At 69.0% G+C, this 22,831-nt stretch carries 20 protein-coding genes and 1 tRNA gene; 7 read left to right on the top strand and 14 right to left on the bottom strand.

Going from position 1 to position 22,831, the window contains the following annotated elements; all coding sequences use genetic code 11:
- Window positions 1-6 precede the first annotated feature (6 nt).
- The 7 genes from AB4Z18_RS05245 to AB4Z18_RS05215 form a co-directional block, all read right to left on the bottom strand.
- Window positions 7-786 (bottom strand): SDR family oxidoreductase, encoded by a 780-nt coding sequence (locus tag AB4Z18_RS05245; protein WP_441781636.1) that lies wholly within the window; start codon window positions 784-786, stop codon window positions 7-9.
- Between the two features lie 41 nt (window positions 787-827).
- Window positions 828-1,604 carry an amino acid ABC transporter ATP-binding protein gene (locus AB4Z18_RS05240; protein ID WP_441781635.1) on the bottom strand — a complete coding sequence of 259 codons (777 nt, stop codon included), beginning with the start codon at window positions 1,602-1,604 and terminating at the stop codon, window positions 828-830.
- A complete protein-coding gene (locus AB4Z18_RS05235; protein WP_441781634.1) occupies window positions 1,601-2,584 on the bottom strand; it encodes an amino acid ABC transporter permease in 984 nt (327 codons plus the stop codon). Before AB4Z18_RS05235 ends, AB4Z18_RS05240 begins: the two co-directional genes overlap by 4 nt.
- A 5-nt stretch (window positions 2,585-2,589) precedes the next feature.
- Window positions 2,590-3,489: an ABC transporter substrate-binding protein gene (locus tag AB4Z18_RS05230; RefSeq protein ID WP_441781633.1), complete on the bottom strand. Its 900-nt coding sequence runs from the start codon at window positions 3,487-3,489 to the stop codon at window positions 2,590-2,592.
- A gap of 201 nt (window positions 3,490-3,690) precedes the next feature.
- Window positions 3,691-4,587, bottom strand: coding sequence for a sulfurtransferase (locus AB4Z18_RS05225; protein WP_441781632.1), 897 nt, complete (start codon window positions 4,585-4,587; stop codon window positions 3,691-3,693).
- A gap of 20 nt (window positions 4,588-4,607) precedes the next feature.
- The gene (locus tag AB4Z18_RS05220; RefSeq protein ID WP_441781631.1) at window positions 4,608-5,597 is read right to left on the bottom strand and encodes a ribonucleotide-diphosphate reductase subunit beta; all 990 of its coding nucleotides are present in this window, start codon (window positions 5,595-5,597) and stop codon (window positions 4,608-4,610) included.
- 124 nt (window positions 5,598-5,721) lie between these two features.
- Entirely contained in the window at window positions 5,722-8,217 is a 2,496-nt protein-coding gene (locus tag AB4Z18_RS05215; protein WP_441781630.1) for a ribonucleoside-diphosphate reductase subunit alpha, read from the bottom strand.
- Window positions 8,218-8,479: 262 nt separating this feature from the next.
- Between AB4Z18_RS05215 and AB4Z18_RS05210 the strand changes: the two genes are divergently transcribed.
- Together AB4Z18_RS05210 and AB4Z18_RS05205 are read left to right on the top strand one after the other, a co-directional pair.
- Window positions 8,480-9,691, top strand: coding sequence for an MFS transporter (locus AB4Z18_RS05210; protein ID WP_441782974.1), 1,212 nt, complete (start codon window positions 8,480-8,482; stop codon window positions 9,689-9,691).
- 158 nt (window positions 9,692-9,849) lie between these two features.
- Window positions 9,850-10,734, top strand: coding sequence for a hypothetical protein (locus AB4Z18_RS05205; protein WP_441781629.1), 885 nt, complete (start codon window positions 9,850-9,852; stop codon window positions 10,732-10,734).
- A gap of 75 nt (window positions 10,735-10,809) precedes the next feature.
- On the opposite strand, the gene AB4Z18_RS05200 is transcribed toward AB4Z18_RS05205, so the two are convergent.
- Window positions 10,810-11,790 carry an aldo/keto reductase gene (locus AB4Z18_RS05200; protein ID WP_441781628.1) on the bottom strand — a complete coding sequence of 327 codons (981 nt, stop codon included), beginning with the start codon at window positions 11,788-11,790 and terminating at the stop codon, window positions 10,810-10,812.
- 9 nt (window positions 11,791-11,799) lie between these two features.
- Window positions 11,800-12,462 carry a TetR/AcrR family transcriptional regulator gene (locus tag AB4Z18_RS05195; RefSeq protein ID WP_441781627.1) on the bottom strand — a complete coding sequence of 221 codons (663 nt, stop codon included), beginning with the start codon at window positions 12,460-12,462 and terminating at the stop codon, window positions 11,800-11,802.
- 58 nt (window positions 12,463-12,520) lie between these two features.
- Between AB4Z18_RS05195 and AB4Z18_RS05190 the strand changes: the two genes are divergently transcribed.
- From AB4Z18_RS05190 to AB4Z18_RS05180, 3 genes are all read left to right on the top strand, one after another.
- The gene (locus AB4Z18_RS05190; protein WP_441781626.1) at window positions 12,521-13,276 is read left to right on the top strand and encodes an SDR family NAD(P)-dependent oxidoreductase; all 756 of its coding nucleotides are present in this window, start codon (window positions 12,521-12,523) and stop codon (window positions 13,274-13,276) included.
- A 78-nt stretch (window positions 13,277-13,354) separates the two neighbouring features.
- A complete protein-coding gene (locus AB4Z18_RS05185; protein ID WP_441781625.1) occupies window positions 13,355-14,530 on the top strand; it encodes an acyl-CoA dehydrogenase family protein in 1,176 nt (391 codons plus the stop codon).
- 25 nt (window positions 14,531-14,555) lie between these two features.
- Window positions 14,556-15,668: an aminopeptidase P family protein gene (locus tag AB4Z18_RS05180; RefSeq protein ID WP_441781624.1), complete on the top strand. Its 1,113-nt coding sequence runs from the start codon at window positions 14,556-14,558 to the stop codon at window positions 15,666-15,668.
- Between the two features lie 63 nt (window positions 15,669-15,731).
- Here AB4Z18_RS05180 and AB4Z18_RS05175 read toward each other — a convergent pair whose 3' ends face one another.
- The gene (locus AB4Z18_RS05175; RefSeq protein WP_441781623.1) at window positions 15,732-16,142 is read right to left on the bottom strand and encodes a DUF3054 domain-containing protein; all 411 of its coding nucleotides are present in this window, start codon (window positions 16,140-16,142) and stop codon (window positions 15,732-15,734) included.
- Window positions 16,143-16,312: 170 nt separating this feature from the next.
- Here AB4Z18_RS05175 and AB4Z18_RS05170 point away from each other — a divergent pair, with 170 nt between their 5' ends.
- Complete coding sequence (locus AB4Z18_RS05170; protein ID WP_441781622.1) at window positions 16,313-19,192, top strand: aminotransferase; 2,880 nt, start codon at window positions 16,313-16,315, stop codon at window positions 19,190-19,192.
- On the opposite strand, the gene AB4Z18_RS05165 is transcribed toward AB4Z18_RS05170, so the two are convergent.
- Window positions 19,131-20,066 carry a LysR family transcriptional regulator ArgP gene (locus AB4Z18_RS05165; RefSeq protein ID WP_441781621.1) on the bottom strand — a complete coding sequence of 312 codons (936 nt, stop codon included), beginning with the start codon at window positions 20,064-20,066 and terminating at the stop codon, window positions 19,131-19,133. The two genes, AB4Z18_RS05170 and AB4Z18_RS05165, sit on opposite strands and share 62 nt — an antisense overlap.
- A gap of 69 nt (window positions 20,067-20,135) precedes the next feature.
- Here AB4Z18_RS05165 and AB4Z18_RS05160 point away from each other — a divergent pair, with 69 nt between their 5' ends.
- Complete coding sequence (locus AB4Z18_RS05160; protein WP_441781620.1) at window positions 20,136-20,735, top strand: LysE/ArgO family amino acid transporter; 600 nt, start codon at window positions 20,136-20,138, stop codon at window positions 20,733-20,735.
- A 63-nt stretch (window positions 20,736-20,798) separates the two neighbouring features.
- Here the strand turns inward: AB4Z18_RS05160 and AB4Z18_RS05155 are convergent.
- The 3 genes from AB4Z18_RS05155 to AB4Z18_RS05145 form a co-directional block, all read right to left on the bottom strand.
- Window positions 20,799-20,874 (bottom strand) — tRNA-Ala (locus AB4Z18_RS05155).
- 57 nt (window positions 20,875-20,931) lie between these two features.
- Window positions 20,932-22,035 carry a hypothetical protein gene (locus AB4Z18_RS05150; protein ID WP_441781619.1) on the bottom strand — a complete coding sequence of 368 codons (1,104 nt, stop codon included), beginning with the start codon at window positions 22,033-22,035 and terminating at the stop codon, window positions 20,932-20,934.
- 124 nt (window positions 22,036-22,159) lie between these two features.
- Entirely contained in the window at window positions 22,160-22,822 is a 663-nt protein-coding gene (locus AB4Z18_RS05145) for a GNAT family N-acetyltransferase (protein WP_441781618.1), read from the bottom strand.
- Window positions 22,823-22,831: the final 9 nt, after the last annotated feature.

Genomic DNA, 22,831 nt, shown 5'->3' with positions numbered 1-22,831 from the left:
CGCGAGTCAGACGCCGAGGTGGAAGCCGCCGTTGGAGTGCAGGAGCTGGCCGTTGACCCAGCCGCCGCTCACCGACAGGAGGAAGGCGATGAGGTCAGCGGTGTCCTGGGGGCGGCCGAGCCGGCCGAGGGCGGTCTCTGCGGCCAGCTGCTCGGCGAGCTCCGGCGTCATCCACCCGGTGTCGATCGGGCCGGGATTGACCAGGTTGGCCGTGATCCCGAGGTGCGCGAGTTCGACCGCGGCCGCCTTCACGATGCGGTCGAGCGCGCCCTTGCTCGCTCCATAGGGCAGGTTGTGCGCGGTGTGGTCGCTGGTCAGCGCCACGATGCGGCCGAGACCGAAGCCGGACGAGTACTGCTCGGCGAACGCCTTGATCAGCAGCCAGGTGCCGCGGGTGTTCACCGCGAAGTGCACATCGAACGCCTCGACGCTGGTGTCGAGGATGCCGCTGTCGACGGAATGCGCATGGCTCGCGACCAGCGCCTGGATCGGCCCGAGAGCGGCGCGCACCCGGTTCAGCGCCAGCGCAGGCGCGTCGGGGTGCGAAAGGTCTACAGCCACAGGAAGGGCGCGAGCACCGAGCGCCCGGAGTTCGTCCGCGAACACGTCGTGCGCCCGCTCATGGGCACCCCACGGCATCGAGGCGTCGTAGTCGTCCCAGAACGCGAACGCGACATCCCAGCCGAGGGAGGCCTGATTCCGGGCGATGGCGGCGCCGATCGACTCCGGCCGGCTGGCGCCGGTCACGAAGACGACGGGACGGGCTGAGCGGGCGTCGATGTCCATCCGACGATTCTGTCAGACGGCCGACGCCCGCTCCCGTATGACTAGAGCACCTTCGAGAGGAACGCCTGCGTGCGCTGGTGCTGGGGGTTGCTGAGCACCTCGCGCGGGTCACCGGACTCGACGACGACGCCGCCGTCCATGAAGACCAGCTCGTCGGCGACCTCGCGGGCGAAGCCCATCTCGTGCGTCACGACCACCATGGTCATGCCACTCGCGGCCAGCCCCTTCATCACGTCGAGCACTTCGCCGACGAGCTCCGGGTCGAGCGCGGAGGTCGGCTCGTCGAACAGCATCAGCTTCGGGTCCATCGCGAGCGCCCGGGCGATCGCGACGCGCTGCTGCTGCCCACCGGACAGCTGCGACGGGTAGTGGTCGCCCTTCTCACTCAGGCCGACACGGATGAGCAGCTCATTGCCGCGCTCCACCGCCTTCGCCTTCGAGAGGCCCTTCACACGGATCGGCGCCTCGATGATGTTCTCGAGCGCCGTCATGTGCGGGAACAGGTTGAACCGCTGGAACACCATCCCGATCTCACGACGCTGGCGGGCGGCCTCCTTCGGCTTCAGCTCGTACAGCTTGTCACCGTGCTGGCGGTAGCCCACCACCTCGCCATCCACCGAGAGGCGGCCGGCGTCGACCCGCTCCAGGTGGTTGATGCAGCGGAGGAAGGTCGACTTGCCGGATCCACTGGGGCCGATGATGCACAGCACCTCGCCCTGGTTCACCTTCAGATCAATGCTCTTGAGCACCTCGTTCGAGCCGAAGCTCTTCGAGACGCCCTCGGCCAGCACCATCGGTGTCGCTTTGGTGTCGGTCATCCCTTGCCTCCGAGGTCGTTGCCGTCCGGTGCACCGGCGGCAGGCAGAGCGCCGGTCGCGAGCGCGGGGTCGTTGCGGTCAGGGCGTCGAGCGTTGACGCCGCGCGAGAACCGCTTCTCCAGGAAGTACTGGCCCACCATCAGCAGCGAGGTGAACAGCAGGTACCAGAGCGACGCGACGATCAGCAGCGGGATGGGCGTGTACGTGACCGCGGAGATGTCGCGCGCGACACCGTACAGGTCGGTGGTCAGCGGGATCGCGGCCACCAGCGACGTCGTCTTCAGCATCGAGATGACCTCGTTGCCGGTCGGCGGGATGATGACCCGCATCGCCTGCGGGATCACGATCCGGGTCATGGTCTGCCACCACGACATGCCGAGCGCCGTCGCGGCCTCCTCCTGGCCTTCGTCGACCGAGAGGAGTCCTGCGCGGACGATCTCCGCCATGTAGGCCGCCTCGTTCAGCGCGAGGCCGATGATGGCGATGACGAACGCGTTCTGCATGAACCCGAGGTTCAGATCGAAGCCGACCTGCGTCCACGGCACGCCGAGGAAGACCTGCGGGTAGATCAGCGAGAACAGGCCCCAGAAGACCAGCTGCACGTACACAGGAGTGCCGCGGAAGATCCACAGGTACAGCCAGGCGACCGACTTCACCACAGGATTCGGCGAGAGTCGCATGACGGCGAGGACGAGGCCGAGGACCACACCGATGATCATCGAGTAGATCGTCAACTGGAGGGTGACGAGCGCAGCTGCACTGATGCGCCGGTCGAAGACGTATTTGCCGACGTACTGCCAGCCGTAGGCGTCGCGCTGGGAGGCGTCCACGATGAACCAGACCAGCAGCAGGATGAGGATGGCCGCGAAGACGATCCGCCACGGGTGCCGGAGCTTGATCGCCTTGATCGGTTCGGGGCGGGTCCCGCCCGGCGACGGGACGGATCCCGTCGCCGGCCGGGCGGTGTTGCTTTGGGACATGAAGGTCAGCCCTTCGAGGCCGCGTTGACCTCGGCGGACTGAACGGCGCCGTCGGCGACGCCCCACTTGTCGAGGATCTTCTTGTAGGTGCCGTCGTCGATCAGGGCCTGGACCGTCTTCTGGAGCACCGGCACCAGCTTCGAGTCCTTCTTGACCGGCAGACCGTACGGCGCCTCATCGAAGGTCTTGCCTGCCTCCTGGAGCTTGCCGTTCGACTTGGAGATCGCGTACAGCGTGACGGGCGAGTCGGCGCTGAGCGCATCCGCCTTGCCGAGGATGACGGCGTTGGTCGCGTCATCCTGGGTGTCGTACCGGAGCGCCTGGATGGCGGGCTTGCCCGCATCGGTGCACTTCTTCGACTTGGCGGGGACCTCGTCGGTGTCCTCGTACGTGGTCGACTGCACGGCGACCTTCAGGCCGCACGCGTTGTCCGGGTCGATGGTCTTGCCCTTCTGGGAAGCCCAGAGGATGCCGGCCGAGTAGTAGTTGACGAAGTCGACCTGCTGCTCGCGCTCGGTGGTGTCGGTGAACGACGACATCCCGAAGTCGTCCTTGCCGCCGGTGATGCTCGGGATGATGTTGTCGAATTTCGCGATGGCGAAGTCGACCTTCAGGCCGAGCTTCGCGGCGATCGCGTTGGTCAGGTCGACCTCCCAGCCGACGGGCTGGCCGTTGTCGTCCTTGTACTCGTTCGGCGGGTACGTGTTGTCCATGCCGACGACGAGCTTGCCGGCGTCCTTGATGTTCTGGGGCAGCTGCCCCGCGAGGGTGTCGTCCTTCTTCACATCCGCCGCAGCGCTCGACGTTGAGCCTGAAGTAGGGGTGGAGTTGTCGACGCAACCGGTGAGCGCGAGCGCTGCAACGGCGGCTACTGCGACGAATGGTGCCGCGGTACGAATGCGCATAGTGTCGTTGTCCTTCTTCCTGGTGCAGGAATGGTCGTGTGATTGCACGGGTAAGGGGAGGATACCCCAGCGGACGGGCCGCCCCTCAACACTAATTCGCGCAGGGAACGGCGTTTTTCGCGGAGGTTTCCGTCACGTTTCGGCGTTGAGGGCGTCGGAATCCTCCGAATCGTGCGTGATCAGGCACGGAAACGCGGGCTGTCAGTCCCCTTGTCGCGATGGGCCTGTGGCGATGGGCCGCTCGGGGTCGTTCGACCACGCGGAGTACGACCCCACGTAGAGCGACGGAAGCGGAAGACCGGCGACGACCAGCGCGAGCGCTTCGTGGGCCGCTGTGACGCCGGAACCGCAGTAGACGCCGACGGGCGTGTCGCCGTGGATGCCGAGAGCGGCGAATCGCGCGGCGAGCGTCTCCGCCGGAAGCATGCGGCCGTCCTCCCCGACGTTCTCGGTCGTCGGTGCACTGACCGCTCCGGGGATGTGGCCGGGGCGCGGATCCACGGGCTCCACTTCGCCGCGGAACCGTTCGCCCGCGCGGGCGTCGAGCAGCACGCCGTCGCGCGCCGAGGCGAGGGCCTCCGCGCCGTCGGCGTCGAGGGTCGGGAGTGCGCCGAAGTGCACGTTGATAGTGCCGGGAGCGGTCAGCACAGCGCCGGTTTCGACCGGCATTCCCGCCTCGCGCCAGGCGGCGAAGCCGCCGTCGAGAACTCGGACGTCGCTGACGCCCGCGTGCCGCAGCAGCCACCAGGCCCGGGCTGCGGAGGTGCCGGAGACGTCGTCGTAGACCACGACGGCGTCGCCGTCGCTGAGCCCCCACCGTCGTGCGGCCTCCTGGAAGTCGGCCTCCGTCGGCAGCGGATGGCGGCCGTCCGTCGGCGCGCCGTGCCCGGCGAGCTCGCTCTCGAGATCGACATATACCGCGCCGGGGATGTGACCGCGCTCGTACTCCTCGCGGCCTGGCGGCCCGCCCAGCTTCCAGCGCACGTCGAGCACGCGCCACGACGAACGCCGCCGGCCGGCGCCGCTCCACAGGGATTCAGCCCCGAGAGCGACGTCCAGCGCGGCGGCGGTGATCAGCGGAGGGGGCTCCGTGGTCATATTCAGCGTCCGTTGGAGTTTCAGCGTCCGGTGGATGCCTTGGCGTTCGACTCGTAGGAGGTGTTGGTGGCTTCGAAGAAGTTCACCAGCTCCAGCGTGTCGTTCGCGGTCGCCATCCACTTGGCCGGGTTCGACACCTTGTACTCGGCCTCGAAGCCCAGCTCCTCCAGGCGGCGGTCCGCCAGGTACTTCACGTACTGGTTGATGTAGTTGGCGTTGAGGCCCAGGATCCCGCCGGGAAGGAGGTCGCGGTTGTACTGCTCCTCCATCTCCACGGCATCCAGGATCATCTGACGGATCTCGTTGGCGAACTCCGGCGTCTGCAGCTCCGGGTTCTCCTCCAGCACGGTGAGGATGAGGTTGATACCGAACTTGAGGTGCAGCGACTCGTCGCGCACCACCCAGTCGATCAGCGATCCGAAGTTGCGCAGCAGGTTCCGCTGGCGGAACGACAGCGCGACCATGAAGCCCGAGTAGAACCAGATCCCCTCGAGGATGACGTTGTACGCCACCAGGTTGCGGATAAAGTCCTGCTTGCCCTCGGTCGTCGTGATGTCGAGGGTCTGCTCGGTCATCCGCTTGATGAAAGCGACCTCGAACTCCTCCTTCTTCGCCATCGACGGCACGTCGACGTGGGAGTTGTAGGCCTGCCCGCGGTCGATCGGGAACGTCTCGAGGACGTACTCGAACGACATGCAGTGGTTCGCCTCCTCCCACATCTGCTTGGCGAGGTAGAGGTGCGCCTCAGCCGCGTTGATGTACGGGTAGACGCCGAAGGCGAGGGCCTTGTTGACCAGCAGCTCGTTCGGGTTGAAGTAGCTCATCAGGAAGGTGACCGCGTGGCGTTCCTCGTCGGTCATCCGCTTGAAGTCGGCGATGTCCTCGCCGAGCTGGATCTCGTTCGGGAACCAGGTGTTCGCGACAGCCTGGTCGTAGAGGTCCATCGCCCACTGGTACTTCACGGGCTTGAGCAGCAGGCCCTCTTCGATTCCTGTTCCCAGAATCCCCATCGTTGTTCTCTCCTCGTTGCTTCTACGGCCGGATGCGGTGGTGGCCAGGACTACTGGCAGGACTCGCACTGCAGGTCGTCCATCGGGTCGACCGGCACGTAGTATTCCTCGATCTTGGTGCTGTTCACTTGTTCTCACCACCCGACGTGGTGCTGGTGGAGGACAGGCCGCCGAAGCCGAAGCCACGACGTGCGGGGGCCGGCGCCGGAGCAGTTTCGGTGATGGCCGGAGCGGCGGCGGGCGTGCCGGCGCCGACGGTGGCGAAGCCCTTACGGCCGCCCGAGATCTCCTCCGCCTTGTTCACCTTGACGGTGGACTGCTCGGCCTGGTGACGCGGCTTCATGTGGAGGTAGTACGTCGTCTTGACGCCCTTCTCCCACGCCGCGTAGTAGATGTCCATCATGTCGCCGAGGTCGCGCGTCTCGAGGTACATGTTCCGGCTGATCGCCTGGTCGATCCACTTCTGCGCACGGGCCGCGACCTCGATGAAGGAGTACGGCGAGAGCTGGAAGCTCGTCTTGAAGGTCGCCTTCACCTCGTCCGGGATCTCGGCGATGTTCTGGATGTCGCCCTGCGAGCGCAGGATCGCCTCACGGACGTCCTGCCAGAGGCCCCGCTCCTGCAGCGCCTCGACCAGGTTGCGGTTGACCTCGAGGAACTTGCCCGAGGAGGTCGCCCGGCTGAAGATCTGCGAGAACTGCGGGTCGAAGCCGGGCGTGGTGCCCGCGACGAGACCGATGGACGCGGTCGGCGCGATGGCCATGAGGGTCGCGTTGCGCATCCCGCCCTTGACCTTCTCGCGCAGGCGGTCCCAGTCGAGGCGGATGGTGCGGTCGACCGTGATCGGGACGCCGCGGTCGGCCTCGGTGAGGGCGATCGAGTCGTAGGGCACGAGACCCTTCGACCAGCGCGACCCCTCGAAGTTCGGGTACGCGCCGCGCTCCTGCGCCAGGTCGGCGCTCTCGTCGATGGCCGCGTACGAGACGTGCTCCATGATCTCGTCGATCAGGGCGTACGCCTCCTCGCTCTCGTAGCTGATGCCGAGGCGCTCGACGATGTCGGTGAAGCCCATCACGCCGAGGCCGATCGCGCGGTTCTGCTGGTTGGAGAAGTCGGCCTCGTCGACGCTCGACACGGTGATGTCGATCAGGTTGTCGAGCTGGCGCACCGCCTGGCGTGCGCTCGCCTCGATGCGCTCCCAGTCCATCTTCCCGTCGATCAGGTGGCGCGAGAGGTTGATCGACGCCAGGTTGCAGACCGATACGTTGTCGCGGTCCTGCGGCAGCGTGATCTCGGTGCACAGGTTGGAGAGGTGGATGGTGCCGGTGTTGTTGTTGAGGGCACGGTTGTTGATCGTGTCCTTCCAGGTCAGCCACGGGTGGCTGGTGGTCTGGAGGCTCATCAGGATGTCCTTGAACTGCGCGCGGGCGCTGATCTTCTTGAACATCCGCAGGTTGCCGGCCTCGGCCTCGGCGACGTAGTGGGCGTAGCGCTCGGAGAACGCCTTGCCGTACAGCTCGTTGAGGTCGCCGACCTCCAGCGGGTCGAAGAGGTACCAGTCCTCGTCGTTCTGGACGCGCTTCATGAACTCATCGCTGATCCACACGGCGGTGTTCGCCGTGCGGGTGCGGCGGTACGGGTCGCCCGAGTTCTGGCGCAGGTCCAGGAACTCCGGGAAGTCCATGTGCCAGTTCTCCATGTAGAAGCAGAGGGCGCCGAACTTCTTGCCGCCGCGGCTGACCGCGCGCAGCACCGAGTCGATCGTGTGCATGAACGGGATGGGACCCGTCGAGGTGGTGTTGTTCGAGCGGATGGGCGAGCCCTGCGCACGGAGCTTCGTGACCGCGAGGCCGATGCCGCCGGTGCCCTTGGTCAGCCACATGACGTCGCGCACGCTCTTCGCGATGTGCTCGATGTCATCCTGCATCTCCATGACGAAGCAGTTGGAGAGCTGCGGGTACGCCGTGCCGGCGTTGACCAGGGTGGATCCGGCGGCCAGGTACTCGAGCTTCGACATCTTGTCGTAGAACGCGATCGCGTGGCTGGTGGGGTCGGCCTCGTTGAGGGAGAGGCCCATCGCGATGCGCATCCAGAAGAACTGCGGGACCTCGAGCGAGTCGCCGTTGCGCGCCTTGATGCCGTAGCGGTTGTTGAGGGTGACGACGCCGATGTACTTCAGGAGCTCGTCGCGCGACGGGTCGAGGTACCCCGCGAGGCGGTCGAGGTCGAAAGCGGTGGTGAAGCGGCCGTCGAGGAGCGTCTCGGAGACACCGCGCTCGATGTAGCCACGGAAGCGGGAGGTGTGGAGCTCGACGAGCTCGTCGTGGCTCTCGTAGTCGCCGAGGACGCGCTTGTAGATCGTCTTGAGGAGGAGGCGTGCGGCGACGGTGTCGAACGCGGGGTCGTCCTTGACGTTCTGGAGGGCGACCTGGATGACCGCCTCGTCGAGCTGCTGCGTGGTGATGCCGTCGAACAGAGTGAGCTCGAGCTCGCTCGCGATCTGCGTCACCCACGTGATGTTGTCGTCCAGACCCTGGGCCGCGTTCTCGATGGCCAGGTTGATCTTGTTGGCGTCGTACGGCTCCCGCTCGCCGTTCCGCTTCACGACTGTGATACCCACTGTCTCTCCCTCTTCGATGTGCCGCCTGAGCGGCTGAAATCCCCGCCGAACCGTGCCCTCTCGCATCGTGGGAAGGCTGACCGGCTCTGTGTGCTCGACCACTATATAGCGGGGGTCCGACATTTCCATTCCCCCACATCTAGTGGGCGTGTCGTCCACAGGTGGGGAGAACTTATGCACAGTTTCCACACCCCGCGAAGTGGGGATAGCGCCCTGTGGAGACTCGCCGAAACCGCTCCCCGGACCGATAGTGTGGATGGCTGTGAGCACCTATTCGAGCCTCCTGAAGACGCCGGGCGTCGCCCGCATCATCGCGGCTCAGCTCACCGCGCGCTTCCCGTTCGGGATGCTCTCGCTCGCCTTCCTCCTCCACATCGAGCGGGTCCACGACTCCTACGGTGCGGCGGGACTGGTGCTCGGCGCGATGAGCATCGGTCAGGCGATCGCGGGCCCGATGACCAGCCGGCTCATGGGCGTGCTCGGGATGCGCGTCGTGCTCTGGACGACCCTCGGGTTCTGCTCCGCGGCCGTCGCGGCGATCGGCATCTTCGTGATGCCCATCCCGCTGACCATGGGCGTCGCCTTCTTCGCGGGCCTCAGCATGCCGCCCATCCAGCCGGCCGTGCGCACGATCTACCCCAAGATGGTGAACTCGCGGCAGCTCACCCCGCTGTTCTCGCTCGATGCGTCGGCCCAGGAGATCATCTGGATCGCCGGGCCCGTCGCGATCACGTTCGTCTCGACCCAGCTCGGCACGGTCGAGGGCATCCTCATGTCGGTCGCCATCATGCTGGCCGGCGGCTGCTGGTTCATCTCCTCCCCGGAGGTGGGGCGGGTGCGCATCCCGCGCAGCAAGCGGCGGTTCGGGACGGTGCTGGCGCGGCCGCCCGTGCTGCTCGCGACGGTCGTCGGGTTCCTGCTCATCGGCTCGTGCTCCGCGGTCGAGGCGGGCGTCGTCGCGACGTTCGGCGACGGTTCGCCCCTCGCCGGCATCGTGCTCGCCATCTGGTCGCTCGGGTCGCTGGTCGGCGGCCTGGCGTTCGGCCACATCCCGATCGGGCCGTGGGCGACCGCGCGCCGAATGCTGATCGTGTTCATCGGCGTCGTGCTGTCGTCCTTCATGCTCTGGTCCTGGTGGGGCCTGTCGCTCACGCTCCTGATCGCGGGTGTGGGCATCGCGCCCGCCCTGGCCGTGCTGTTCGCCATCGTGTCGGCAAGCGTGAAGTTCTCGGACACGGCCGAGGCGTACGGCTGGGTCGGCACCGGCCAGCTCATCGGCGCAGCCCTCGGGTCGGCGCTCGCGGGGTTCCTCATCGACGGTGTCGGACCGGTCGGAGCCTTCTGGGTCGCCGGGGCCTTCGCCGCGGTCGGCTTCGTGGTCCCCGCCCTCGCGCACCGCATCCACCCCGACCTCCGCGGCCGCGACGCATCCCCCATCCCCGACACGGAACCCGTCCCGGTCCAGCCCTCCTGACCGGCCCCCGTCTTCCCGCGCGGTTCCCCCCTCCCCTCATTCTGTGAGGTGCTCGTAGTTGCGCCCGACACGCCGGGCGCAAGCGCAACTACGAGCACCTCGCGGAGGTCTGTGGATAGTTCGCTGCGGGAAAGCGAGGTCGGTGGCAGGGTGTTCCGATGGATCACCGTTCACCGAGCACACCGTTCACAACGGAGGACGCCCTCCAGCAGGGTCTCTCGCGCGCCCATCTCCGTTCGCGCACCCTGGTCGCTCCGTTCCGAGGGATGCGGATCCTCCAGGAATCCGACGGCGCAGACGCTCGGCTGAGGGCGTTCGCCGTCCATCGCGCCGTCGATTTCGCGTTCAGCCATACGACCGCCGCCGAGCTTTATGGAGTGCCGCTGCCCTCCTGGTGCGCAGCGGACATCCACGTCAGCGTGCCGGGCTCCTGTCGGGCGCCCGTCGTTCGGGGATTCGTCGGCCACAAGCTCACGCGCTGGCAGACGGCCGAGGTTCGCGGGTTGCCGGTCACCCGTCCAGAACAGACCTGGCTCGACCTCGCGACGCTCCTCGAGGACGAAGACCTGATCGTCGCCGGCGATTTCCTCGCCGGAGGGCGGGAGCCGCTCACCACGTTCGAGCTGCTTTCGCCCGCGGTGGCGGACTCCGCAGGCCGCCGAGGCGCCGCCCGCGCACGGCGCGCGCTCGAGCACGTCCGCTGCGGGGCGGAGTCGCCAGGTGAGACTCGATTGCGTCTCCTCCTGGGCGACGCAGGGTTCCCGGAACCGACGCTGAATCACCGGATCGTCGACCGATCGGGGCGGTTCATCGCTCGTGTCGACCTCGCCTACGTCGACGCTCGGATCGCCCTGGAGTACGAGGGCGACATCCACCGCATCGACCGCGCGACGTGGCGGAGAGATATCTCGCGACGAGAAGAGGTCGAGGACTTGGGCTGGCGGATGGTGCGGATCACCGCCGCCGACTTGCACGACCGCGAGACCTTGATCTCGCGCGTCCAGCACCTTCTTCTCTCGCGCATCCGCATGTCGGAGACGTGAGGTGCTCGTAGTTGTTGCGGCCGACGGTGTGTCACCCGCAACTGCGAGCACCTCGCGCGCCCTGAGAAGCGAGCGCTACCAGCGGGGGTGGACGGCGGCGCGGAAGTGGGCGTCGTAGATGCGGTGGACTCCGGCGTCGAAGGTGTCGGGAAGGCGGACGGATGCGGCGGCAGCATTCGCTCGCGCCTGCTCCGGCGAGCGCGCACCCGGGATGACCGTGGTGACGCCGTCTTGGGCGACGATCCAGGCGATCGCGGCCTGCGCGGGCGTCGCACCTTCCGGGACCAAATCAGCGAACTCGCGCGCCGCCTTCACACCCTCGGCGAAGTCCACGCCCGAGAAGGTCTCGCCCACATCGAACGCTTCGCCGTGGCGGTTGTAGCTGCGGTGATCGTCCGCCGCAAACGTCGTCTGCTCGGTGTAGCGGCCGGTCAGCAGCCCGGAAGCGAGCGGCACACGGGCGATGATGCCGACGCCGGCCTCTCGCGCCGCGGGGAGCACCCGGTCAAGCGGCTTCAGGCGGAACGCGTTCAGGATGATCTGCACGGTCGCCGTTCCCGGCCGGGCGATCGCGGCGAGGGCCTCCTCCGCCGTTTCCACGCTGACGCCGTAGTTCTCGATCGCGCCCTCCTCGACGAGCGTGTCGAGGGCGTCGTAGACCACATCCGTCGAGAACACGGGCGTGGGTGGGCAGTGCAGCTGCACGAGGTCGAGCCGGTCGACGCCGAGGTTCCGACGGGAGCGGTCGGTCCACTCGCGGAACTTCTCGAGCGTGAAGTTCGCCGGGTCCTGCGCCTCGCGCCGTCCCATCTTGGTGGCGACGGTCAGGGGCAGTTCAGGATGCTCGGTCACGAATCGCCCGATGATCTGCTCGCTGCGCCCGTCGCCGTACACATCGGCCGTGTCGAAGAAGGTGACTCCGGACTCGGCGGCCGCTTCGAGCACGCCGAGCGCGTCCTCTTCCGAGACGTCGCCCCAGTCCGCTCCGAGCTGCCAGGTGCCGAGTCCGACGACCGACACCTCCCGACCGGTCCCACCGAGGATGCGCTGTTCCATGCTCCCAGCCTAGGCCGCGCCGACCGTGCCTACCGTGCCGACCCCGGCAGCCGGCCCGGCTGCCTCCAGCCCGGCTGCGTCCACCCCGACCTCGACCCCGCCGGTCCCGGGCCACCATGCCGGCGTGAGCCGCCGCACCAACGAGAGGAACGCATCCACGTCCCGTGGGCGCGGCCGGGTGAGCCACGCGTCGATCGCCCCGATGGTGCCGTCGGCGAGGTACCGCGAGATCGCCTCGCGCTCGATCTCGTCGCGGGCTGGCACGACCACGCTGTGCTGCTCCAGCAGCAGATTTATGGACCCCTGGAAGTGCTCGCTGAGCATCGCGTGGAGGCTGGCCGTTCCGCTCTCGGCCCCGAGGCCGCGCCGGTAGATGACGTCGTAGTGGTCGACGTGCCGGAGGACAGCGCGCGTGACGGCGACGACGGCGGCGGCCGCGTCCGGCGGCTCCACGTCGATGAGGTGCTCCGCACGCAGCGCATCGAGCTCGGCGCGCAGCACGCGTTCCAGCAGGTCGGCCGGTGAGGAGGCGTACTCGTAGACGGTCGAACGGTGGACTCCGGCCGCCGCCGCGAGCGCGGACACGGTCACGTCGGTGACCGGCATCCGCGAGGCGAGGTCGAGGATCGTGGCGCTCAGCCGGGTGAGCGTCTTCTGTTGGCGTGCGTCCACCGAACGATCGTACAATGGAGTTATCCGACAGGTGTCGGATAACGAAAGGAGTTTTCCCATGGCTCAGTACGACGTCGCCGAACGGTCCGCCATCGTGACCGGAGGCGGCTCGGGTATCGGCCGCGCCATCGCCCTGACCCTCGCGGCGAGCGGTGCTTCTGTCCTCGTCACCGACCTGAACGAGGCGAACGCGAAGGCGGTCGTCGCCGAGATCGAGGCAGCCGGCGGTACCGCCGCGGCCCTCGCGGGCGACGTGACCGACCCGGAGTTCGCGCAGGCCAGCGTCGCCGCCGCGAACGAACTCGCGCCCCTGCGCATCGCGGTCAACAACGCCGGCATCGGAGGCGCCTCCGCCCCGGTCGGCGACTATCCGCTCGATTCCTGGCGCGCGGTCATCGAGGTGAACCTCAACGCCGTGTTCTACGGGATGCAGCCCCAGCTCGACGCGATCGGCGCCAATGGCGGCGGCGCGATCGTGAACATGGCCTCCATTCTGGGAAGCGTCGGCTTCGCGAACTCCTCCGCCTACGTCACGGCGAAGCACGCGTTGCTCGGCCTGACGCAGAATGCGGCACTGGAGTACGCCGGCAAGGGCGTCCGCGTGGTCGCGGTGGGCCCCGGCTTCATCCGCACCCCGCTCGTCGCTTCGAACATGGATGCGGACGCGCTGGCCTTCCTCGAGGGCAAGCACGCTCTGGGCCGGCTCGGTGAGCCGGAGGAGGTCGCGGCGCTCGTCGCCTTCCTCGCCTCCGACGCCGCGAGCTTCATCACGGGCAGCTACCACCTGGTCGACGGCGGCTACACCGCTCAGTGATCCGTCCACAGGCGCCGCTTATCCACAGCTGCGCCCGAGGACTGCCGCGCTCGGTCACGCTCCCCTACTCTGAGGATCGTGACCGAGCACCCCACCCCCGCACCCGCTGACCCGCTTACCGATGATCTCCTGGCGCGCATCCGCGAGCGTGCGGCGGGCTACGACCGCGACAACCGCTTCTTCACGGAAGACTTTGCCGAACTGGCGGATGCCGGCTATCTGAAAGCACTGGTGCCCACAGAGTTCGGTGGGCTCGGACTGAGCCTGGAGCAGACGGCCCGGCTCCAGGTGCGGCTGGCGGGCGCCGCACCGGCGACCGCGCTCGCGGTGAATATGCATCTGGTCTGGACCGGCATCGCGAAGACCCTTCGCGACCGCGGCGACGATTCGCTCGAATTCGTCCTCCGTGAAGCGGGTGCGGGCGAGGTCTTCGCTTTCGGACTGAGCGAGGCGGGCAACGACCTCGTCCTGTTCGGCTCCACGACCGAGGCCCGACCGGAGCCCGACGGGTCGTACCGCTTCCACGGCCGCAAGATCTTCACCTCCCTCTCCCCCGCGTGGACGCGCCTGGGAACGATGGGGCTCGACAGCACCAGTCCCGACGCGCCCAAGATCGTGTACGGCTTCATCGAGCGCACCGGCGGCGGCTTCGAGATCCGGGAGGACTGGGACACGCTCGGGATGCGCGCGACGCAGAGCAATACGACCGTGCTCGACGGAGCCCGGTCGCCCGCCGACCGCATCGTGAGGCGGCTCGACCCAGGCCCCAACCCCGACCCGCTCGTGTTCGCGATCTTCGCCAACTTCGAGATTCTGCTCGCCGCGGTGTACACCGGCATCGGTGAGCGAGCCCTGGAGCTCGCGGTCGAGGCCGCTCACCGTCGCACCAGCCTGAAGAACGAGGGCCGGAGCTACGCCAACGACCCGGACATCCGGTGGAGGGTCGCCGAGGCGGCGATCGAACAAGACGCCTTACTCCCTCAGCTGGATGCTCTGGCCGGCGACGTAGATGCGCTCGCCGATCACGGGCGACTGTGGTTCCCCAAGCTGGTCGGCCTGAAGGTCCGCGCCACCGAGACGGCCCGCCGCGTGGTCGACCAGGCCATTCGCGTCTCCGGCGGCTCGACCTTCTTCGCGGGCAACGAGCTCGGACGCCTGTATCGGGATGTGCTGGCCGGCCTCTTCCACCCGTCGGATGCGGAGTCCGCCCACAACACGGTGGCGAACGCCTGGCTCGGGCCGGTCGAGGATTAGCCGCGGCACGGAGGGAGCAGCGACCATGAGGGAGATCACCGCGCGACACTTCGCCGAGCGCCTGCAGCGCGGGGCGACCCACGCGCACGCGGCAGGCTTCGACGGACTCGTGGTCGCGCCCGGTCCGGACCTCGCCTACTTCGCCGACTACCTGCCGGTGGCGACGACCGAGCGCATCACTCTGCTCGTGATCCCGGCAGACGGCGAGCCGACCATGCTGGTGCCTGCGCTGGAGCACGGAGGGGCGGCCGAGACCCGCGCTGCCGGCGCCATCCGGCTCATCGACTGGGCGGACGGCGAGGACGAGTACGTACCTGCGGCCGGGTTGCTCCGGCCGGACGGTCGCTACGCCATCTCCGACTCGACGTGGGCGATGCATCTTCTCGGCCTGCAGGACAAGCTGCCGGCAGCACGCTTCGCGGCGATTTCCACCGCCCTTCCGCTCCTCCGGGCGGTAAAGACGGCGGACGAGGTGGACCGGCTGGCCGCCGCGGGCGCCGCGGCCGACGCCACCTTCGAGGACGTCCTGCGGCTGCCGTTCGCCGGGCGCACCGAGCGTGACCTGGCGGCCGAACTCGACCGGCTGCTCCGCGAGCACGGCCACACGCAGGTCGACTTCACGATCGTCGCCTCAGGTCCCAACGGAGCGGATCCCCACCACGAACCGGGCGGGCGCACGATCGCCGACGGCGACATGGTGGTGCTCGACTTCGGCGGTCTGGCCGACGGTTACGGCTCCGACACCACGCGCACCGTTCACGTCGGCGAACCGACCGATGAGGAGCACGAGGTCTTCGAAGTCGTCAAGCACGCGCAGCAGATCGCGTTCGAAGCGGTCGCGGTCGGTGTCCCGTGCCAAGAGATCGACCGAGCCGCGCGCCGTGCCATCCGGGATGCCGGGTACGGCGAGTTCTTCATCCACCGGGTCGGGCACGGGATCGGCGTGACGACGCACGAACCGCCGTACCTGGTCGAGGGAGAAGAGCGTCCCATCGAAGCCGGGATGTGCTTCTCCATCGAACCGGGGATCTACCTGCCCGGCCGGTTCGGCGTCCGCATCGAGGACATCGTGGTCGCTGCGGAGGACGGCGCTCACCGGCTGAACAACTCCAGCCGGGAACTGCACATCGTCGGGTGAGGTCGGTCGGCTGAAATCTGTCGGGTGAGGTCGGTCTGCTGAGCTCGATCGGCTGAGGTCGGCCTAGCGGGTCGGGCGCTCCAACGCGGCAGGAGCCGCTTCCGCACTCCGCCGCCGGCGCGCGATCGGAAGGGCGACCAGGCGCCACCCGACGAGGAACACGCCCAGCACGACCGCGGCGACCGCGATGAACGACGGCTGCACGCCCTGGCCCGCGGAGGTGCGGATCAGCATCCCGACCGCGACGGTCATCAGCCACACGGGGATGCCGGCCCAGACGATCGCGAGGGGACGGCGCCACGCCCAGGTGACCAGCCATCCGACGACCAGCCCGACCAGGAACGGCCAGAGCGTCTCTGCGATGCCGGACACGGTGGCCGCCTCGGCGTGGCTGCGCCGGCCGACCAGCACGAAGAGGGTCACGAAGGCCGCGTCGATGACGAATGCGGCGAGCGCGGTCCTCCAAGATTTCACGGGCTCCAGGCTACGCGGAGACCCCCGAGCATTCCCTGGACGGCACCCGTGTTGATACCGAGGGTTATGCGCAATCGGCAGGTTGTCCACAGATGCGACGGGGCCTCGACACGGCGTCCGTGGCCGCTTATTAGACTGACCGCTGTCCGCCGCCGAGCCTGGGAGCCCCGTTGCCGAATTTCGACTTCCTCAGCCAGCCCGCGCTGCCCCGACCAGAGGTCACGCCGGAGGACGCAGCGTCGATTGCCGCCTCATATTTTGGTCTCGAGGGCACCGTCACTGAGCTGGGAAGCAATCAGGACCGCAACTTCCGCATCGACACGGGCACCGACCGCTACGTACTCAAGCTGGCGAATCCGGTGTTCGCAACCGACGAGCTGCTGGCCCAGAACGCGGCGCTCACCGCCCTCGCCGGCTCCGGCATCCGCATCCCCGACGTCATCCATTCACGGAGCGGCGAGGAGCTCGTCGCGGTCGATGTGCGCGGCGTCACGCTGCACGCGCGCGTCCTCCGTTACCTCGACGGAGACCCGCTGACCGACGTCGCCCGCCCGACGCGGGAGCAGCTGCGCACCCTCGGCACCCTCGCGGGCCGGGTGGCGGCCGGACTCGCCGGGCTACGGCATCCAGGGCTCGACCGCACGACGCAGTGGGACGCGCGGATCAGCGGCGAGGTGGTCGACCTGCTGCTCGACCACGTAGAGCAGCCCGCCAAACGTGCCGTCGTCCGGGAGGCGACGGATGCGGCGCTCGCCCGCCTGAAGCCCGTGCGCGAGCGGCTGCGCATCCAGGCGGTCCACGGCGACGTCACCGATGACAACATCGTGCTCGGTGACGGCGGCCCGGGCGTCATCGACTTCGGCGACGTCGCCGACGGCTGGCTGGTCGCCGAACTGGCCGCGACGGTCACGAGCGCGCTCCACCACGTTCCGGACGATCCGCTCGCCGTGCTGGAGGTGGTGGACGCCTTCCACGCCGAGGCGCCGCTCGACGATGCCGACCTCGCCGCCCTCTGGCCGCTGGTGGTCCTGCGCGGCGCCGTGCTGGTCGTCAGTGGTGAGCAGCAGGTCGCGCTCGAAGCCGACAATGCCTACGCCGCCGAGAACCGTGCGCACGAGTGGGTCGCGTTCGACGTCGCTCGCCGGTTGGATGCGGATGAACTGGAGACACTCATCCGCGCCCGGCTCGCCGCGCGGCCGACCCCGTCGACCGCGCTGCCGCCGTTCGGACGCCTCGTCTCCCTCGACAGCACTCCGGCGAACCTCGCCGACCTGTCCGTTCTCTCCCGCGACCTCGACGCCGGAGCCTGGCTCCGCTCCGACGCCGAGGACGCGACGCTCGCCCGCATCTGCCGCGAACACAGCCACGCCGTCACCCGTTACGGAGAAGCCCGGCTGACGCGCGCACGGCCCGACCGCTCCCTCCCCTCGGCGACGGTCGCCCTCGCCGTGACCGTCGAGGCGCCGACGGGCGTGGACATCACCGCTCCGTTCGGCGGCGAGCTCGCGCTCGCCGCCGACTCCTGGCTCCTCCGCGGTGAGGGGATCGACCTGTGGCTCGACGGTCTGGCACGGCCGCTCACGACGACCACTGTCACCGTCGGCGAGCGGATCGGCACCGCCGTGCGCCTCACCGCGCAGCTGAGCACGCTGCGCGGTCAGCGGCCTCCCGCGCTCGTCACGCCGCCACTGCCCTTCGACCGCTGGGCCGCCGTCTCCCCCGACCCATCCGTCCTGTTCGGGATCGACCTCACCGTCACCGCGCCGGATGAGGCCGAAGCGCTGGCCCGGCGGGATGCGACCCTCGCCGCCGTCCAGGAGCACTATTTCGCGCATCCACCGCTCATCGAGCGCGGCTGGCGCCATCACCTCGTCGACACGCGCGCGCAGAGCTACATCGACATGGTCAACAACGTCACGCAGATCGGCCACGGGCACCCACGACTGGTGGAGGCGGTGCGCGATCAATGGGCGCGGCTCAACACGAACTCCCGCTTCCACTACGACGAGTTGTCGCGCTTCACCGAGCGCCTGGCGGAGATCGCTCCGGACGGGCTCGACACCGTGTTCCTCGTCAACAGCGGCAGCGAGGCGGTCGACCTGGCGCTCCGGCTGGCGCAGATCCACACCGGTCGCCGCACCATCCTCGCCGTCACTGAGGCGTACCACGGCTGGACAATGGCCTCGGACGCCGTCTCCTCTTCTCTCGGTGACAACCCACGGGCCCTCGAGACGCGACCCGATTGGGTAACGCTGGTCGCGGCCCCGAACTCGCTGCGCGGCATCCATCGCGGCCCGGATTCCGCCGCGGCGTACCTTGCCGATCTGGATGCCGACCTCGCGCGCCTCGATGCGGCGGGCACCGAGGTCGCCGGCTACATCGCCGAGCCGGTCTTCGGCAACGCGGGCGGGCTGATGCTTCCGGACGGTTACCTGGCCGGGGTTTACGAGCGCATCCGGGCACGCGGCGGCGTCTGCATCGCCGACGAAGTGCAGGTCGGCTACGGCCGGCTCGGGCACTACTTCTGGGGCTCGGAGCAGCAGGGCGTCGTACCGGACGTCATCACCGTCGCCAAGGCTATGGGCAACGGCCAACCGCTCGGCGCGGTCATCACACGTCGCGAGATCGCGGAGTCGTTCGCCGCCGAGGGCAGCTTCTTCTCCTCGGCGGGCGGAAGCCCGGTCTCCGCCGTGGTCGGCCTCACCGTGTTGGATGTGATGCGCGACGAGGGCCTGCAGCAGAACGCGGCCGTCGTGGGCGATCACCTGGCCGCGCGCCTGCGCGCGCTCGCCGAATGGCATCCCCTCGTCGGCGCCGTACACGGCATGGGGCTGTATCTCGGGATGGAGCTGGTGCTCGACCGGGAGACCCTCTCGCCCGCGACATCCGAGGCTGCGCTGGTGTGCGAGCGGATGCTCGCCGAAGGCTGCATCGTCCAGCCGACCGGCGACTACAAGAACGTCCTGAAGATCAAGCCGCCGCTGTGCATCACTCGGGAGAGCGCTGACCGCTTCGTGGACGCGCTCGACCTGGTGCTGGCGACGCTGTAGGACGCAGCACTCGGCCCGCCTCCTCCGCGATGGCGCCGGCGACCGCATCCAACGCGCCCGACCGCAGCGACCACTGGTGCCAGTACAGCGGCACCTCCGCGACGCGCTCAGGATCGAGCACGACCAGTGCGCCCTGCGCGACCAGCGCGTCCGCCTGCAGGTCGGGCAGCATCCCCCATCCGATCCCGAGCACCGCAGCGTCGACGAACTGAGTGGATGCGGGAATGAGGTGCCGGGGCGGCCGCGCACCGGCGGCGAAGGCGTCGAGGTAGCGGTCCTGCAGGGCGTCCTTGCGGTCGAACACCAAGACGGGCGCTGACGCCGCCGCCTGCTGCGTCCACCCGTCCGGGGACCAGCGGCGGACGAACGCGGGACTGGCGACGGCGCGGTAGGTCATGGACCCGAGCGGCCGGGAGGTGCACCCCTGCACGGGTTCGGCATCCGATCCGATCGCCGCCATCGCCGTCCCGTCGCGCAGCCGATCGAGGGTGTGCTCCTGGTCGTCGAGGACGATCTCGAAAGCGATGCCCTCCAACCGCGCGAGGGCCGGGAGCACCCAGGTCGCGAACGAGTCCGCATTGACGACGAGTGGGATGGGAGTCGCGGCCACCTCGTCGTCGCCGGCGAGGGCGGCCGCCGCCTCCGACTCCAGCAGCGTGAGCTGCCGCGCGAGCCGGAGCAGCACGCTCCCGGCCTCGGTGGGCTCCACCGGCTTGCTGCGCCGGACCAGTACGCGCCCACTCTGCTCCTCCAGCGCTTTGATCCGCTGACTGACGGCCGACGGCGTGATGTGGAGCACGGCGGCGGCCGCCTCGAAGGTACCGCCGTCGACGACGGCTGCGAGGGTGCGGAGCTGTTCCACATTGGCGGCCATGAAGCCACACTAATCCACCATAAGAAACGTGAGCTGTACTTAGGGCCAGCCACGACCTAGCGTCGAAGGGTGCTCGCAACATTCTTCACCGGCCTCGGCTCGGCCGCCTCCCTCATCATCGCCATCGGCGCGCAGAACGCGTTCGTGCTGCGTCAGGGAATCCGGCGCCAGCACGTGCTCCCGGTCGTGGTGATCTGCGTGCTCAGCGACGCCATCCTGATCGCTGCGGGCGTCGCGGGGATCGGCGTCCTGGTGAAGAGCGCGCCGCTGGCCCTCGAGATCGTGCGCTGGGCCGGATTCGCGTTCCTGATGGGTTACGCCGTCTTCGCTGCGCGGCGGGCTCTTAGACCTGAGTCCCTGACCACGTCCGGCACCGTCGCAGGCTCGCTCGCCGCGGCCATCGGCACCTGCCTGGCGATCACCTGGCTGAACCCGCACGTGTACCTCGACACGGTCCTGCTCCTCGGGTCGCTCTCGGCCTCGCACGGGGACCCGGGCCGCTGGGTGTTCGGAGCGGGCGCAGCCACGGCGAGCCTGCTTTGGTTCAGCATTCTCGGATTCGGAGCCCGGTTCGCCGCCCCGGTCTTCGCCAAGCCGATCGCCTGGCGCATCCTCGACGGCGGGATCGCGGTACTCATGCTCGTGCTCGCCGTGCTGCTCGTCGTCTGAGCGAGCGCGCCAACCGCCCAAGAGACGAAAAAGGCCGCCCGAAACGGGCGGCCTTTCCGGTGGTGGTGGAGCTAAGGAGATTCGAACTCCTGACCTCTTCGATGCGAACGAAGCGCGCTACCAACTGCGCCATAGCCCCGGGAACTGCTTAGAAAGACTAGCACCCCACGCGGGTCGAGTCGAAATCGAGCGACGCTCAGCTGGCGGCCCGGCGGCGACGCAGGACGGCATCCAGATCGAGGCTCCCGGTCTCCGCGTCGTCCAGGATTCCCATGCTCGCGTAGCGGCTCGGGACGGGCGCGGCGGCGGCGACAGCGGCCACGGGAGCGGCAGCAACGGCGACCGGCGCAGCCACACCAGCGGCCGATGAGGCCGGCGCAACCGCCACGGGACGCAACGGCACCGGCGCAGCCGCGGGCGCCTCGGCCTCTGCGGCCTTGCGCTCGAACTCGGCGCGGGCGGCCGCCCGGCGCAGTTCCGCCGCCGCATCCACCGACGCCATCGCGGCGGCCGCAACAGTCCCCGGTGACAGGTGCAGCGGCTTCGGCAGCGGCCGGGGCGTCCAGCTCTGACGCAGGCGCTCCTGCACCGGCACCTCGTGCTGGGCGTGGTCGTAGAGTTCCGGCGCGACGACCGAGGTGCGAACCAGAGGCTGAGCGGCGGCGACGGGCTGCTGCGAGCGCGCCAGGCGCCCGAGCATCCACCCGGACAGCGCCACCGCTCCGGCGGAGACCACCGCCAGCAGGGCGGCGCCGGTCTCGAAGAGGACGACAGTTCCGGAGACGAGCCCGATCAGTCCGGCCACCAGCACGAGGGTCGAGAGTCCGCGGGCCCGGCGAAGCCGCCTGCGGCGCTGCGGCGACAGCGCGGGCTTGGCCGTCGCGGTCGCCAGGACACGAGCCCGCTGGGCCGCGGCCGCGCGTGCAGCACGCTCCATGGCGATCGCCTCCGCGGCCGCACGCTCCGCCTCCTCGGCGGCGCGACGGCGCTCCTCCGCGATGGCCTGCTCCCGGCGGGCGTGAGCGGCGGCCTCTGCGCGTGCGGCGGCCAGGGTCTTCTGCTCGGACCTGCGCAGGATGCGCTGCTGCTCGGCGACCGTGCGCGCGGTCGCCTCCATGCGCACCTCGTCGGGTAGCTCGCTGGTCTCGGCGAGGATGCGCAGCGTCTGCTGCAGCCGCACGGCGTTGCGCTCCGTCGCCAGGTATTCGCGGCGGCGCAGCCACACCGGGACAAGATAGGCCAGCCAGAGGGCGGCCGCTATGGCGACGACGACCCCACCGCCCATCACATCCCCGTTCATGACCTCTACGGTAGGGGCGGCGGCGCTCTGCCTCCGTGACGCCGGAGGGTGTGTCACGCGATCAGCGCCCTCCCAGCGGATGCTCGGGCTGCCGATCAGCGGGCTGCCGGTCGCCGGGCGAAGCTCAGCGGTGACGGGCGATGGGCAGCGGGACGGCGGCGGCCGCGCGATCCTCCGCGGGGACGACCGCCGCATCCGCCGGGACATTTCCGTCGAGCCAGCGCCGCAGGACGCCCTGACTCAGCTCCTCCGTCACCAGGCCGAAGCAGAAGTGGTCGCGCCAGTCCCCGTTGATGTGGATGTAGCGCCGGCGCAGCCCCTCGTAGCGGAAGCCGAGCTTCTCCACGACGCGCAGGCTCGGCCCGTTCTCCGGCCGGATGCAGATCTCCATCCGGTGCAGGCCCAGCTGGTAGAAGCAGTAGTCCGTCGCGAGCGCGACGGCGGTCGGCGTGATGTTGTGGCCGGCGAACTCCTCCGCGACCCAGTACCCGATCGTTGCGCTCGACAGCGAGCCGTAGGCGATGGATGAGACGTTCAGCTGGCCGGCCAGCCGCCCGTCCCACTCCACGATGAAGGGGAGCCCGTGCCCGGCGCGCGCATTCGACAGCAGCGACCGGATGCTCGCGCGGGTGTCGAACGAACCGGGCGCGTACGGGCTCGTCGCCTCCCACTGCCGCAGCCAGCTGCGGTTGTCGAGCAGCGACCGCTCCAGCGGACGCGCGTCACGCAAGCGGATGGGACGCAACCCCACGCGACCCTCCGAGAGGGTGGGGACAACGAGCGCCACAGAGTCCTC

The sequence above is a fragment of the Leifsonia sp. 2TAF2 genome, from assembly GCF_052115085.1.
Classification (GTDB): Bacteria; Actinomycetota; Actinomycetes; order Actinomycetales; family Microbacteriaceae; genus Leifsonia.
This window is presented reverse-complemented; position numbering and strand designations above follow the sequence as displayed.